Here is a 14,844-nt window from a genome sequence, read left to right as displayed (position 1 = left end):
TGAGCGTGCAAGTGCGCGACGGCGACGGCGACCTCTCGCGTCACACCGTAATCGACTTTGGCGTTGGGCGAAAACTCCCATCCGCGCTTGGCGTCCGGACCACGTAACGCCTTCTCCAAAGTCGGGTTGAACGATAGATACCAACGGCCAAGTTGCTTGTCGATGATCGGACGCAGCTCGACCGTCCATGTGTTGGCGGCGTACCGGCGCCGTTGAAAACCGAACTCCGCGGATAGACTCGCCCCAACAGGCCATCTCCAGCGCGTCGGCGCACGCACGCGGGGCCTGATGTGGCTCCCAACGTAGTGCCAACCGCTGCCCGAGCGCGCGCTGGTGAAGAGGTAGAAACCGGTCTCAAACCACGACGAAAAGCCGTGCGTGATCTCGATCGTTTCATGCCAAGCGTGCTCGGTCGGTAGCACGCCGTATTGATCGACGCTCGTCGAACCTCGCACGGTGAAATTTGAATGCAACTCGATCATGGTCTCGCCCGGAGCCACCGTCTCCGAGCCATAAACCTGTATCTCGTAGTTGTCCTGCCCGCGTGCCGCTGAAGCGACGCACAGCAATAGCGGTAAGACCAAAATCGCTCCGCGTCTGCACCCCTGACGCCTAGCGCCTTCGGCTTGCAGCCCGTGAAGCGCCCGAAAGCATGAGACCATCTTTTTTTCATCGCCGATCATCTTGAGTAATCCCGTTTTCATCGCCGATCATTCCGTCATCCGACGCTCCGATGAGCGAGATTCCACCGCGCGCTTCTCGTCGTCCGCGACGCCGAACCGGACTTCTCATCAACGAAACGAGAACCAATGCCCGAAGCTGGCCCAGCAAAGTTCACGCTCTGCTTGCCAAATTTCCCGCGCAAAGCTCCAACCGTATCTGCGATGAAACTCGCCCGCGCTTGAGCGGCTCTCAGCGCTCCCGCGCACCTCGCCCTTTCACCCTAAACCTGTCGTCGCTTTCGCCTGATCGATTCGGATGTGCGAGAGCGCTTCGCTCTTGGTCGAAAACCATCGTCCAGACGCAAACTACGGTGAAAAATCGCCCGCTGAAAGAGCTTCGTTTTATTAGAAAAAGCTTCGTTTTATTAAAAGCCGCCCCCAACTGTACCGAGCCACAAGCCAACGGCGAAGACGATCCCACCGCCAACGATCACCTGCACAATCGTTTTCGCCAGCGGCGTTCCCATGTAGCGGAATCGGAGGTAGGCGATCGCAATCAATTCGATGACCACCACTGCATAAGCAAGATAGAGCGCCACGTGAATGTCGCCGATTAGGAACGGCAACGTGTGCAACATTCCGCCCAGCACCGTCGCCAGCCCAGTGATCGTGCCGCGCACGACGGGCCGCCCGCGCCCCGTGACGCGCCCATCGTCGGAGAGCGCTTCGGCCAGCCCCATGCTGATGCCAGCCCCCACGGATGCTGCCAGCCCGACGAAGAAAGCTTTGTGTGCATCGGCGGTAAGCTCGGCGGCGGCAAACAGCGGAGCCAACGTCGATACCGACCCGTCCATCAAGCCAAGCAACGAGGGCTGCACCTTCTGCAAGACGAAGTCTGTGTCGTAGATCTCATTGCGCATCACCGGAGAGACTAGCAAGAGGGCTTCGGCTTGTCAAGATAAGTTCTTTACTTTCAATAACTTAGACATAGAAATTCGATTTCATTTTCGGCCTCTCACCGGCCCAAGTGCGGTGCCGTCTTCCGGAGCGCTTGCAAGCGGAGCGCAGAACTTATCCTTACGCTTCGGTTCAACGACGCTTTCCACCCGGCAGAAAGGACACGGCTGTGCCCCCAAGGCATCCGACCATCGTTTTGCAGAAGGCGCTTGAAGAGCGTTTAGAGCGCCGAGGGAGCTGTTCACCTCCGCCTGCGCTTTAGTTACAACACGCCATAGAGCCTCTCCCCTCTTGATTTGAAAGCCGTGAACTTCCCGTAGGATCTACGGGTGGGGGATGCGTTCATCCCGTGTGTTTCGATTGACGAGATGTATGGCAAGATCTGAGGGGAAGAAGCGTAATGCATTCATGCGGTTGGCACATCGCGCGTGGAAAGGCTTTCTCTTCGGCATTCCGAGTTACGCTGCGCGCGGTGTTGATTTGCACTCAAAGCGCAACGCTGTGGGGTCATCAAGCGATGCTCTTCATTGGACCACCCGCGACTTCGTATTACTTTTGCGCAATACGTCAGGAACACCATCTCTTCAGCATTCCGAGCCGCGCACGATGAGCGCACCAACCTTTTGTCAGGGGTAGCGGGCTGTGTTCTTTTTGCACTTCGAGCGCTGCGTGGCGGGAAGAGCGTCGGTTCGCCGATCTTGTGTGAAAATATTTTTCGGCTTTTCAAGCTGCGTCCTCGTCTAGGCGATTTGGACCGTTGATTCTCACGCATGGAGACTAAGGTGAATGTTCAAATCGCTCGCGTTCATCCTGTGTTCGGTTATTTGCGCTGATGGCTTTGTGGCGAACGGCCAGATCCTTTATCCAATCAGTTTGCCTCGAGGTCTGACAGGCGTTGCGACCTCATCCCCGATCACCGTTGAGGACTTCGGCGGCGTCGGCAAGTGCTGTGATCGCTTGTCAGTTACAACGCTCGCGGCCCAAGGCATCGCGGAACTGGGAGCGCTCCCAACCACGCGCCTTGCTCCGGCCTCGGATCATGGAACCAAAGCCGCTCCACCTAGCCAGTCCGCAATGAGCGCGGCTGCTGATTACAGCAAAGCCCACAATGGGCAGGCGCTGATCGTCATGTTCGACGGCAAAGTGGTGTTCGAGCGCTACGACAACGGCGGTGCGCCGAACCGTTTGCAAATGCTTGCCAGCGGCAGCAAGAGCTTTGTCGGCGTGGCCGCAGTTGCGGCGGTGCAAGATGGCCTCTTGCGACTTGACGATCCGGCGAGCGAAAGCATCGCTGAATGGAAGACGGACCCGAAAAAGGCGAAGATCACCTACCGCCAGCTTTTGACGTTGACCAGCGGTCTGCTGCCCGGTGAACGCGGCAGTGCGATTCAAGCTCCATCTTGGAAGGAGATCATCGCCAAACCCATGACCGGGCAACCCGGAGAACAATTCGAGTACGGACATTACCAACTGAACGCTTTCGCTTACGCTTTGGAACGGAAACTGGGGCGGGAATCTTTCGAAGCGTATTTGAAGCGTCGCATTTTGGACCCGCTCGGCATCGAGGTCGAGTGGCGCTTCCGCTGTGCTGATGGGCACCCGCAAGTTGGCGGTGGAGCGTTCATGACGGCGATGGACTGGGCCAAGTTCGGAGAGTTCATCCGTCGAGGTGGACAATGGAACGGCAAACAGATCGTGAGGGCGGATTTGCTGGCCGAGTGTTTTCGGGGGACGCCGCAGAACCCGGCCTACGGCCTGACGTGGTGGCTGAAAAAAGAGGTGACGACTGCACACCTCCGGAGGATTCCCATCTTGGCGCGAGAGTGGGGAGAGATTGCGAACGCGAACTGGTTACCTGGCGATTTGGTGGCCGCATGTGGGGCTGGGAAGCAGCGATTGTACGTGATCCCATCTTTGAAGTTGGTTATAGTTCGCATGGGAGGCTTGGGCCGTGGTTTTTCGGACGCGGAATTTCTCAGCCTGTTGTTTCAGAACAAGGCGATGAACAAGTAGCGAACGAAACGCTGACTGCCGCTTCAGCGAGGAGCGCTGTGCTTGACCGCGCTGGCTTGAGACTCTCAAGGGGATGTTCTGGGAATAGACCTTGGGGCGGCTCCCAGCTACTTTGCTGAGGAAAACTGTGAAAGGGCGCTTCTTGCGCTGCGTGTGCATGATCCGCTCGAGCAACTAGCCGCTCGGTAAGAGAGCGCTTCCAAATCCCCATGCGTCTTCGAGCGCTTCTAGCTACCATGCTAGGGCTGTCTCTCGATCATCGAGAGGAAGGCTCAAGAAAGATCTTCGCTGCCGTTAGCGAGTTCATGCGTCCATCTGATGATCGCGCGGAGGGTTCATCCGCTTTTGCGACCGCCCAAAGCGATGATGATCAGCGGGATGGCGAGCAGTTGAGCGATGACCGAAATGACCACCAGCAGAAAGATCGAACGATCATAGAGGTAACCGAGCAACAGACTGCCTGCGAACCACGCGAATCCGTAACCAGCATCGAAGACGCCGTAAGCTGAACCGCGTCTAGCGGGCGGAACCATGTCGGCGATCGCCGCGCGCATCAGTGATTCTTGCGCCCCCATACCCAATCCCCACATCCCGACGCCCACCGCTGCCCAACCGAAGCCGCCGTAGAAGGCCAAGGGCGCGAACAGTGCGGCGAGAAGCACGCTGGCAACGAGCACTGGAAAACCTATCCGATCGAACAACCTACCGAGCGCCAGCGCAGCCAGCGCGTCGATGCCCATAGCGACGGCATAGAGCAACGGGATCGAACCGGCTGAAGCGACTTTTGCGCGCCCGAGGTGATAAGCGATGAGCGAAAAGTCAGCGTATCCAATGGCGACCAGAGCGAAAGCGAGCAGGTAGATCCAGAAGCGACGATCGAACCCTTTGGTCTCGAGCCTCACGCTCACGGATTCGAGGTCCTGCGGGCGCGGGTAGAGCGCGCGAGCCACCGCCAACGTGGCGAGCGATAGGAGCGCGGGCGCGAGCAGAAGAAGGAAACTGAATCTGTAATCGTTCCCAAGATAGAGCGCGAGTGCGACGACCAACGGGCCGAAGGTGGCGCCGATCTGGTCCATCGCTTCGTGCACGCCGAATCCCCAACCGCGCCCCGTCTCGCTGGCGGCATGCGAAAGCATCGCGTCGCGCGCGGGCGTGCGAATGGCGCGCCCAACCCTTTCCATGATGAGCAACGCCGCCGCCGCATGCCAATTGTGCGTCAAGGCGAGCGCGGGCACGGCCAGCAGGTTGATCGCGTAACCGATGAAGGTGATCGTCCAGTAGCGATGTAAACGGTCGCTCAAATAACCCGAAAGAAAACGCAGGCCGTAGCCAGCGACCTCGCCGAAGCCGGCGACGAAGCCGACGACCGTCGCGCTCGCGCCAAGCAGGCTCAGATAGGGACCAGCGATGCTGCGCGCACCCTCATAGGTCGCATCGGCGAAGAGACTGACGACGCCCAATAGGAGGATGAATTTGATCGCCGACTTCTTTGCCGTGGCGTTTCGTTCGGCAACGCTCGAAGCAGCAAGATCTTGATCCACTTCACCGTTCATCGCCCATGCATTCTATGAGTGACAGCTTTCGCCTTCAAGTCGGGCGCGCGTCAGCAATTCACCGCTTTCGCGTTCGATTTGGGCGCGAGCCAACGGCGAATGTCGCTCGCTTCGTGCGGCCAACGCCCCGCTCGCAAAGAAGATCGCGGGGAGCAGGGCATCGAAAGCTTGAAACGCGCATTGAAACGTGATGCGCAGATTACGTCGGACGCACGGCATCGGCGAGATCGCGCGCGATAGCAATTGTATCTTGGGCTTCAATCTCTTTCCTCTTCGAAGGCTGCGTACACGGTCGGCGTAACCACCAACGAGAAGAAGAAGCCGATGGCGAGTCCGCCCATTACGGCGATGGCCAAAGGTTGCAAGAGGCTCGTGCCAGCGCCGATGCCAGCTGCGAGCGGAAGAAGCCCGAGCATCGCCGCCAGACTCGTCATCAAAACCGGGCGAAGGCGGCGACGTCCAGCGTACAGCAAGGAATCTTTCAACGAGTCTCCCTGCGCGCGCCGTTCATCCGTTGCGTCGAGCAGAAGGATGCCGTTTTTGGCGACGATGCCGACCACCATGATGATGCCCATCAGGCTGACGACGTTCAGCGTCATCTTGGTCAGAAAGAGGGCCGCGAGCGCGCCGCTCAATGCGAGCAAGGCTCCGGCGACGATCGCCGTCGGATGGACGAAAGAACGGAATTCGATGAGCAGGACGAGGAAGACGAGCGAAGTAGCGAGCGCGAGCGTGATCAGCAGTTCGTGGAAGCTCGCCTGCTGTTCACGATACAATCCGCCGAATTCCATGCTCACGCCGGGCGGCAGGATGACCTCTTTAGCCAGCCTTTCCTTGATGCGTGCAATGGCCGTGCCGAGATCAGTTCCTGAGAGTCGCGCCGTTACGGCGACTGATTGCCGCAGCCCATCGCGCGCTATTTCTGCTTGTCCTAGGTCGTATTCAACATCGGCCACTTGATCGAGCCGAAAAGGCGTGCCCGTTGAGTTTGATCTAACAAGCAAGTTGCGCAAAAAGTCGAGCGAGTGGCGCGCCGTCTCGGGAAGGATGACGCGCACCGGAAGCAAACGGTCTCGCTGCAGGACGACCGTCGCGACCTCGCCGCTCATCGCGACGGAGATCGCATTGGCGATCTGCGTCGCGTCAACGCCCAGTTTTGCCGCTCTTGCCGGATCGATGCGAAAAGTGATCGCTGGACCGCTGATGACGATCCCGTTGAACGTATCAACGATGCCGGGAACGCTCTTGATCGCTTCTTCGATCCGGCGCGCGGTTTGGTGCAACACGGTCGCATCTTCGCCGAAGAGCCTGATCTCGATGGGCGCTGGCGAGCTGGTCAGATCGCCGATCAGGTCCGAGAGGATGCCGACGAACTCGACGCGCAGCGCCGGTTCGCTCTGTTCGATCCGTTGTCGCAGATCGTCTATGACTTCGCTCGTTGAACGAGCGTGGTCGGGCTTGAGTTTGACGAGAAAATCGCCCGTGTTCGGTTCGGTGATAGCTAATCCGAGTTGCAGCCCGGTGCGTCGCGAGTAGCTTTCAACTTCGGGCGTATCGCGAAGCATCTTTTCGACGTGGCGCAGCATGCGGTCGGTCTCGGCAAGCGAAGTCCCCGGCGGAGCGACGTAATCGAGGACGAAGGCGCTCTCGTCGAATTCCGGGAGGAACTCCGAACCGATTGACCGATAAAGAAGAAGCGCGCCCAAGATGATGACGAGAGAAAGGAGTGCAACCGTGAACCGGCGCGCAAGCGCCCAGTTCAGCAACCGCTCGTAAACCCCGAGCACGGCTCGCCACAGACGCCCATCGCTCGCTGGCTCCCCATCCAGGCGGTTGGATGCACGCTTCGATGGACGATCTACATGCGCGCCCTCCCCGGCTTGCGAACGGATAAGGATGCGCGCGAGCACCGGAGTCAAAGAGAGCGCGAGCGCGAGCGAAGTCAGGAGCGCGACGGCCATCGTCAGCGCGAGCGAACGGAAGAAGACTCCCGTCACCCCGCCGAGCAGCGAAAGCGGCAGAAAGACGACCACCGGAGTGATGGTCGAACCCGCGATCGGCACGGAGATTTCGGAGAGCGCTCGCTCGATCGCCTCGCTTTTCGTTTGTCCGCGTGCAAGGTGCGCGTCGATGTTCTCGACGACGACGATCGCGTCGTCGATGACGAGACCGATGGCCGCGGCGACTCCGCCCAACGTCATCAGATCGAACGATAGTCCGACCAAGTACATCGCCAGAAAAGCGACGAGGACGGTGACGGGGATAACCACAGCAGCGATCAGCGTCGCCCTCCAGTCGCGCAAAAAGCCGTAGATGACGAGCGCGGAGAGCATCAAACCCAAAATGATCGCATCGCGCACGGATTTCATCGCGTCGCGCACGAGCAGCGACTGATCGTAGAAGGGAGCGATCTTCACGTCTTCGGGAAGTTGCGCACGTGCCTTCTCAAGTTCGGCCTTCACGCCGTCGGCGACGGCGACGATGTTCGCGTCCGGTTGACGTAGGATATTGAGCAGAACGGCTGGCTGACCATCGGCTGTGACGATGCTGTATTTCGGCTCAGCGCTCGACCGCACATCAGCGACGTCGGCAACGGTGATCGGAGCATTGTTCGTGTTGGCGATGATGATCGAACCGATTTGGTCGGGCGTCAAAGGTTGACCGCTGACGAGCACGAGTTGAAGCTGATGGTTCTCTTCGACTAAACCTGGCGAGGCGAGGAGCGAAGAACGCTTGACCGCCTCGACCGCTTGTTGCGGCGTCAGGCCACGCGCGTTCAAGCGTTCTGGATCGAGAACGATGTGGTACTCGCGCACATCGCCGCCGACGATGTTGACATCGGCAACGCCGGGCAAACGCGCAAGCTGCGGCTTGAGCGTGTAGACCGCCAGATCGCGCAACAAAGCCGGATCGCGCTCCGTCGAAGTCAAACTGTAGCCCATGATGGGGAAGACGGCGAAGGTCAATCGCTCAACGCGGCGGACCGAAACGGTCGGCGGCAAAGTCGTTAACAGTTGCGATAACCGCGCCTGCACGAGTTGCAACGCTTGGACCATATCCGTGTTCCATGCGAAGAAGAGGTTGATCTCGCACGAGCCGCGCCCCGTCGCCGATTTGATGCGCACGATGCCGGGCACGCCCTTCATCGCCTCTTCAACCGGGCGCGTGACTGAAACGAGCATTTGCTGCGCAGGAACGACGCCGTTATCGAGGAGGATGATGATGCGCGGGAAATCGGTCTGTGGGAATAATGCTGATGGCAGACGCCACGCGGCCAGCAATCCGGCGGCGCACAGCAGGAGTACGAGAACCAAAATTGCGCGTTCTTGTTTGACGATGAAAGATGTCACAGCGAGAGTCATTCGAATCGAAGTTGAACCCCGTTGCGCTTGAGCTCGTGCAATTTGAGCCTCAGTTCACACGACTCCCCACATACCTCGCAAGCTGCGATCTACAAGTTTTCTGAGTCGCCGTTTTCAAAGGTCTCTTCGGGGCAGCGCATTTTTCGCGCGACGCGCTTTAAGTCTCATCCTTCTCGATTTTGACCTTCGTCCCATCGGGCAAAGCGTAGTTGCCTTCGACGACGATCAGTTCGCCGCCTTGCAATCCCGATTTGATCTCGGCAAGGGAGGAGGTGCGAATGCCGACCGTCACCTTGATCTCGTGCGCGATCTGTTGCTGATCAACGATCATCACCGTACCTTGATCGAAACTGCCGGTCGTGAAAGTGATCGCCGAGAGCGGGACGACCACTGCATCGTTTGCTCTTTGCGCCGTGACGGTGACGCGCGCGGCGCTTCCGATTCGCAACCTTCCGCCGTCGTTGCGCAGCGTGACCCACACTTCGACGGTCCTACTGTTTGGATCGCTCGAACGACTGACGAGCGACACCGGTCCAGATAAAGTCTCTCCGGGAAGGTCCAACGGTTGAACGGTCGCGACGTCGCCCGCTCCCAATTCATCGGCGACCGTATCGGGGAACTGGGCCTTCACAATCACCGATGAGACATCGGCGATGGCGACAAGGCGCGATCCGGGCGAGGCGTATTCGCCCTGAAACTGGTACTGATCGGTGACGATGCCGGAAATCGGCGCGCGCACGGTCGCGTAACTGATCTGCGCATCTAGCGAGGCGAGGCGTTCTTCAGCCTGTTTGACGCGCGCTTGAGCGGCGGCGCGATCCGTCGGGTTGATCGCGCGCGCGCGCAGCTCAGCCGTTCGCTCGGCTACGCGCAAGCGGTTCTCCGCCGTGGTGAGCGCAAGCTGGGCCGCTTCCACGTCCTTCAGCGCGATGCCGCCCTGCTCGTAGAGAACGCGCCGCCGCTCGTAAAGCGCCCGAGCGTTCTGCAGTTCGGCGCGCGCATCACGCAGCTCGCGTTCCGTCTGCAGGTCGGCTTGCGGAATCGACCCGACGCTTAAATTGCGCAGGTTCAATCGAGCCTCTTCGAGCGCGGCAGCGGCTTCGGCCCGCTGCGCCAAGAGATCGCGCACGTCGAGCACGGCGATCACATCGCCTTGACGGATGAAAGCGTTTTTCAGCAGACGCATCCGTTTGATCTGGCCGCTCGTGCGCGCGCTCACCACCGCTTGCACGCGCGCTGAAATAGTCCCGAGCGCCGCGACTTCCGCCGCGAGCGTCTTGCGTTCGGCGCGCGCGACGCGGACGCTGACGATTTGGTTGACCGGTTGATCCTCCTCCGCACCTCGTCGCACGCTGAGATATGCGATGACGAAGACGAAAAAGACGATGGTCGCAGCCAGCGCGAATCGCTTCCGCATCGCTTTCGACCTGGCCAGCGGTACGTTCACCGAATCGTCGCCCGATTCATCTTCAGCGTTCGATCCGCGTGAAGCGCTCGTCTCCGACTCACCAGGGCGCTTATGATTCGGCTGTTCGGACGTGATTTCGCTTCGCTCTTCGGTCACTTCCTTTCACTTCCCGGTTGCCTGTTTCAGCCGCGCGCGCGCGACTTGATAATCGTATATCGCTTGGTAGAGCGCCGCCTGCTGCGTAACGAGCGTCGTCTGCGCATCGGTCACCTCGATGATGCTGGCTTCGCCAGCGCGATAACGCGCGATGGAGGTTCGCAGATTGTTCTCCGCCGCTTTGACGCTTTCGCCAATCGTGCGGAACCGCCGCAGGGCGGCGAGCGCCTGTGTGCGCGCGTCGTTGAATTCTTGGGCGAAGCGACGGCGGGCGAGCACGAGCGCGGAATCGGCCACCTGCGCGCGAACCAACGCTTGACGTTCGCGGCTGCGACTTATGCCCCAATCGAAGATCGGGATCGCTAGGCCGACCGTCGCCGTCAAGCCAGCGTTTCGACCCACGTTGAAGAGCGAACCAGAGTCGCTGCCACCGCCCAAGGAATAAGTGATCTGCGGACGGCGCTCGGCGCGAGCGAGTCTGGCCTCTTCGAGCGCGGCGCTCCTTTCGGCTTCAATCTGCGCCAGCTCCGGCCTTTGTTGAATCGCCTCCGAAACGTAAAGTTCGACCTCGCCTTCTCGCGGCGCTGCGGACAGAAGATCATCGACGGCGATCGGTCGCGTTATCTCATAACCGATGAGCGTGCGTAAGAAGTTGGCTGCAACCGTTTCATCGGTCCGAGCGCGATCGAGTTCATCGCGTCGCGCCGCCACCTGCACCTGTGCGCGAGAGAGATCAACGGGCGCGACTTCGCCGCCATTGAGCAGAAGTCGCGTGACCCGTTCGAACTCTTCCGCCGCCGCTAGATTGCGTTCGGCAGCAAGCCGCCGCGCCGTTGTCAAAGCTAGCTGGTAATAGGCTTGCGTCGTGACGAAGATCAGTTCGCGCCGGGCCGCGCTGCTGGCGGCACGAGCTGCCAACAGCAACGCGCTACTGCGCCGAAGATTGGCGCGTAGGCGACCGGAGAGGTCTATCTCGCCACTCGCTGCAAAGAGCAACTGGTATTCAGTGATGGCGTTTGCGGCGATGAAACTCGGTCCGGCGTTGTTTTGTCCAATGAGCGGCGAGGTGTAGATCGCGGTCGGCGCGGCCTGCAGACGCGGCAAGAAGTTCAAGCGCGACTGCTTGAGATCTTCCGCGGCGATCCTTTCGTTTAACTCGGCTTGCCGAAAAGCAGAGACCTGCCGCAGCGCGAGGGCGATCGCTTCTTCAAGCGACAATCGATCGCCTAGCTGCGTCGAAGTGCGCAGCTCGCTCTTTCGATCGCCGTCGCGGTCCGCACCCGTTTGCGCTACGGCGCTGCCGATCGCGATGAGCGCCAAAGCGAGGACCGCCGCCCGATGACCGAGCTGAAAGCCAACGCGCCTAGACCGAAACGTAGCGCCGTTCGCCATTGTTTATCGCAAGTTTGCGGCGACGAAAGTTGTCGGCGCAGATGGACCGCCCCAGCGGCGTCTGGCTGTCTCGCCACGACACCACTCGATTCATCAACGCCGACCGGGTTGATGCGTTCAGCGTCGTTTAGTCGTCTCGCCGCGGCGCCGCCGGGTTGACTGCTCTTTGGCCTTCTCCTGCGCCTCCTGTTGCGCGCTCTCCTCTTTAACGCTGATCACGCGCCCGGTGCGCGCATCGACGAGCACTTCGGTGATCGTCCCCTGCCCGTTGCGAATGTCGAAAGAATAAACGAGCTTTCCGTGCTCACGCTCAAGCTCGCGACTGAGCACTTGCCCCGACGCTTGCTTTCTGGCAATCGACTCGGCGCGTTGTCGCGAGATCAATTTGGCGCTGTGCCCCCTTCTTTGCGCTGCGCCATGGACCGCGCCCAACGCAACCGCAATCAGCGTGAAGCTCAAGACGAGTATCCGTCGCATCCTCTTACGCTCCTTGTCGATCAAGATGGAGCGAAGGTAGCACGACGAAGATAAACGCAAGATAAATTCGCCGACGCGGAGCGCGGGATTTTCCGACCGCTCCGCCGCTAACGGTCGATCACGCTGGCGCGTATGCGAATGGGCGGTCCAGCATGGCACGGACGCCGCGGATGGTTGACGGAGGATTTGGCCAGAGCCATCGCTTTTCGCACTGGCGCAAGGCGCGGAGCCCTTCGGGTGAAATCTCATGGTGAGACGGCTGCCGGCGCTTTACGCGAGAAAGCGAGATGGAAGCGTAGCGACAAAGGTGCTTCCCTGAACATCGGAACGAGCCAGTTCCAATCGCCCGCCGTGAACTTCGGCGATCCAGCGCGCAATCGCCAGTCCGAGGCCAGCGCCGCTTTGTGCGCGCGAACGCGCTTTGTCGGCTCGCCAAAAGCGCTCGAAGATGTGCGGTTGATCTTCCGGTGCGATGCCGGGACCGGCATCGCTGAACGCGACGGTGTAGGCGTCGCCGCAGCGCGCGCACCGAACGTAGACCACGCTTCGCGGCGGAGCGTATTTGATCGCGTTGTCGAGCAGGTTTGCCGCCATCCGTTGAATCAAGCCTTGGTCACCGCGAAAAGGGAGTTCATCGTTGGCCTCGAAGCACAAGTCAATGGCCCGTTGCGCAGCTAAGACGCGGAATGCATGCGCCGTTTCGGCGATCGCTTCGTCCAAGTAGAAGTCGCTGATCACCAGCGGGCACTGCCCAGCGTCGGCGCGCGCTAACAGAAGCAGGTCCTCAATGATGCGCGACATCCGTCGCCCCTCGACCTGCACGATGCGCAGCGAGTCGCGCAAATCGTCCGGCGTGCGCGCTTGGCGCGATAGCGCGACTTCGGCTTCACCGCAGATAACTGCGGTCGGCGTCCGCAGCTCGTGCGAGGCGTCGGCCATGAAGCGGCGCTGTTGCTCGAAGGAGGTTTCCAAGCGAGCGAGCAGATCGTTGATCACCATCGCCAACCGTCCGAGTTCGTCGCGTTCGTTCGCCACGGGCAACCGTTCATTTAAGTTGGTGGCGCCAATGCGCGCCGCTTGTGCGCTCATCTCGGCTACGGGAGCGAGGGCGCGATGCGCGATCACGAGTGCGCTCAATCCAGCCAAGAGCGACGCCACGGGAACCGCGACGCCGAAGGCCATGGCGAGTCGCCCGAGCACCCTTTGGCGGTTGTGCAAAGAATGGAGCGCCACGATCCTGTAACGCGCTCCGCGAAAAGTCGCCACTTGTCGGTAGGTGCGCCACCACCCGTCATCGAGATAAACCATGCCGTAGGGCTCATCATCTGATGGCCACCTGCCGGTGGTGCCGTTGCTCTTCAGTCGTGCGGATAATCTTTCGGGAGCGAAAACGAGTCGTCCGTTCTGATCGTAGATGACGAACAAGATATCTTGAAACTGAAAATCGCGCGCTTCGCGCGCCACCTCTTCGTCGGCGTTGGTCTCCGCAGTCATCTCTTCTTGCTCGGCGGCAAATGCCTGCACAAGCGCGTTGGTTGAAGCGACCAACAAGCGGTCGATCTGCGCATCGAGCGAGCGGACGAAGATCAAAAAGGCGAGCGCGCCGAAAGCGACCAGCACGAGGACAAGCGCTCCCGTATACCAAAGCGCTAGACGCAATCGCAGCGAAGCGTGAATTCCGATCATCTTCGATTCGCTCACGGCGACGCGCGCCGCGGCCTCCCTTACCGAAGATCCCTATGAAAGCGACGGGACGGCACGGGATCGAAAGGCCGCTCGATTGAACGATGAGCGCGATCAGCCGATCCTCAATGTCGCCCGCCCCTTATTCGCTTTCCGCCCCGGTCGGCAATTCGGCGCGCAGAACGTAACCGGAGCCGCGGCGGGTGTGGATCAAAGCCGAGGCGAAGGGTTCATCGACTTTGCGTCGCAAGCGATTGATGTAGACCTCGATCAGATTGGAGAAGGGATCGAAAGTTTCGTCCCACACGTGCTCGGCGATCTCAGCACGACCGACAACGCGCCCGACATTGCGCGCCAAGTATTCGAGCAAGGCATATTCTTTGGTTGTCAGTTCGAGGCGTCTGCCACCGCGGCTTGCTTGCTGTCCACGGGTATCTAGTTCAAGATCGGCGACGCGAATGACGGCCGGGAGCAATTGAGCGTTGCGGCGCAAAAGAGCGCGTAGCCGCGCGATCAATTCCGAGAACGCAAAAGGTTTGATTAGATAGTCATCAGCGCCAAGGTCCAACCCGCGCACCCGATCTTCCACCGCATCGCGTGCGGTCAACATCAGGATTGGGACGTGCGCTCCACCCTCGCGAAGCGCGCGACAGATTTCAAAGCCGTCCCTGCGGGGCAACATGACGTCGAGGATGATGAGATCGTAATCGCTGACCGTCGCTTTGTACAGCGCGTCCTCCCCATCAAAGGCGACATCAACAGCATAGGCCCGCTCGCGCAGCCCCCGCGCGACGAAGCGCACCATGTGCGGATCATCCTCGACGAGCAAAATCCTCATGCTGCAACCCACAACGAAAGGCTCTGCATCGCGCGACCGCCCTATGGCGATTCGATCCCGTTTGGAATTTTAGAAAAACGGGGGAGCGCGAGGGGGCTGTAATCCCCCTCAATTCATTGAGGGGATACACCGCACCCCCTCGCATATAATACAATACTGAAGAGCCGATGCCACTCCTGACGCTCAAGGCACAGATCCACCCTGATCCCGAGACGGAAGCCCTCCTCCGGAACGCCATGTACTGCGCCACCAAAGTCTACAACGGCCTCCTCTGGCACCTCCGGAAAGAGTACGAGGAGACCGGAAAGGTGAACATTTCTCGCAAAAACCTCAACCGCATCCT

11 protein-coding genes are annotated in these 14,844 nt (G+C 60.0%); 2 read left to right on the top strand and 9 right to left on the bottom strand.

What is annotated here, in order from left to right; all coding sequences use genetic code 11:
• Together C4334_RS13005 and C4334_RS13000 are read right to left on the bottom strand one after the other, a co-directional pair.
• The coding region (locus tag C4334_RS13005; RefSeq protein WP_352432517.1) for a hypothetical protein at positions 1 to 704 on the bottom strand (704 nt) is incomplete at its 3' end.
• Positions 705 to 1,087: 383 nt separating this feature from the next.
• Positions 1,088 to 1,582 carry a VIT1/CCC1 transporter family protein gene (locus C4334_RS13000; protein WP_352432519.1) on the bottom strand — a complete coding sequence of 165 codons (495 nt, stop codon included), beginning with the start codon at positions 1,580 to 1,582 and terminating at the stop codon, positions 1,088 to 1,090.
• A gap of 823 nt (positions 1,583 to 2,405) precedes the next feature.
• On the opposite strand from C4334_RS13000, the gene C4334_RS12995 reads away from it, so the two are divergent.
• Complete coding sequence (locus tag C4334_RS12995) at positions 2,406 to 3,632, top strand: serine hydrolase domain-containing protein (RefSeq protein WP_352432516.1); 1,227 nt, start codon at positions 2,406 to 2,408, stop codon at positions 3,630 to 3,632.
• 335 nt (positions 3,633 to 3,967) lie between these two features.
• Here C4334_RS12995 and C4334_RS12990 read toward each other — a convergent pair whose 3' ends face one another.
• The 7 genes from C4334_RS12990 to C4334_RS12960 form a co-directional block, all read right to left on the bottom strand.
• On the bottom strand, positions 3,968 to 5,185 hold the full coding sequence (locus C4334_RS12990; protein ID WP_352432515.1) for an MFS transporter: 1,218 nt from the start codon (positions 5,183 to 5,185) through the stop codon (positions 3,968 to 3,970).
• 257 nt (positions 5,186 to 5,442) lie between these two features.
• Positions 5,443 to 8,535, bottom strand: coding sequence for an efflux RND transporter permease subunit (locus C4334_RS12985; protein ID WP_352432514.1), 3,093 nt, complete (start codon positions 8,533 to 8,535; stop codon positions 5,443 to 5,445).
• A 169-nt stretch (positions 8,536 to 8,704) separates the two neighbouring features.
• Positions 8,705 to 9,964, bottom strand: coding sequence for an efflux RND transporter periplasmic adaptor subunit (locus tag C4334_RS12980; protein ID WP_352432513.1), 1,260 nt, complete (start codon positions 9,962 to 9,964; stop codon positions 8,705 to 8,707).
• Positions 9,965 to 10,117: 153 nt separating this feature from the next.
• Positions 10,118 to 11,503 (bottom strand): TolC family protein, encoded by a 1,386-nt coding sequence (locus C4334_RS12975; protein ID WP_352432512.1) that lies wholly within the window; start codon positions 11,501 to 11,503, stop codon positions 10,118 to 10,120.
• Between the two features lie 117 nt (positions 11,504 to 11,620).
• A complete protein-coding gene (locus C4334_RS12970; RefSeq protein ID WP_352432511.1) occupies positions 11,621 to 11,980 on the bottom strand; it encodes a PepSY domain-containing protein in 360 nt (119 codons plus the stop codon).
• A 270-nt stretch (positions 11,981 to 12,250) separates the two neighbouring features.
• Positions 12,251 to 13,666, bottom strand: a complete 1,416-nt coding sequence (locus tag C4334_RS12965; protein WP_352432510.1) for a heavy metal sensor histidine kinase — start codon at positions 13,664 to 13,666, stop codon at positions 12,251 to 12,253.
• Positions 13,667 to 13,805: 139 nt separating this feature from the next.
• Entirely contained in the window at positions 13,806 to 14,501 is a 696-nt protein-coding gene (locus tag C4334_RS12960; protein WP_352432509.1) for a response regulator, read from the bottom strand.
• A gap of 167 nt (positions 14,502 to 14,668) precedes the next feature.
• Here C4334_RS12960 and C4334_RS12955 point away from each other — a divergent pair.
• Positions 14,669 to 14,844: helix-turn-helix domain-containing protein (locus tag C4334_RS12955; RefSeq protein WP_352432518.1), on the top strand; the 176-nt coding region annotated here is incomplete at its 3' end.

Origin of the sequence: Pyrinomonas sp. (assembly GCF_040289685.1) — a bacterium.
Classification (GTDB): Bacteria; Acidobacteriota; Blastocatellia; order Pyrinomonadales; family Pyrinomonadaceae; genus Pyrinomonas.
This window is presented reverse-complemented; position numbering and strand designations above follow the sequence as displayed.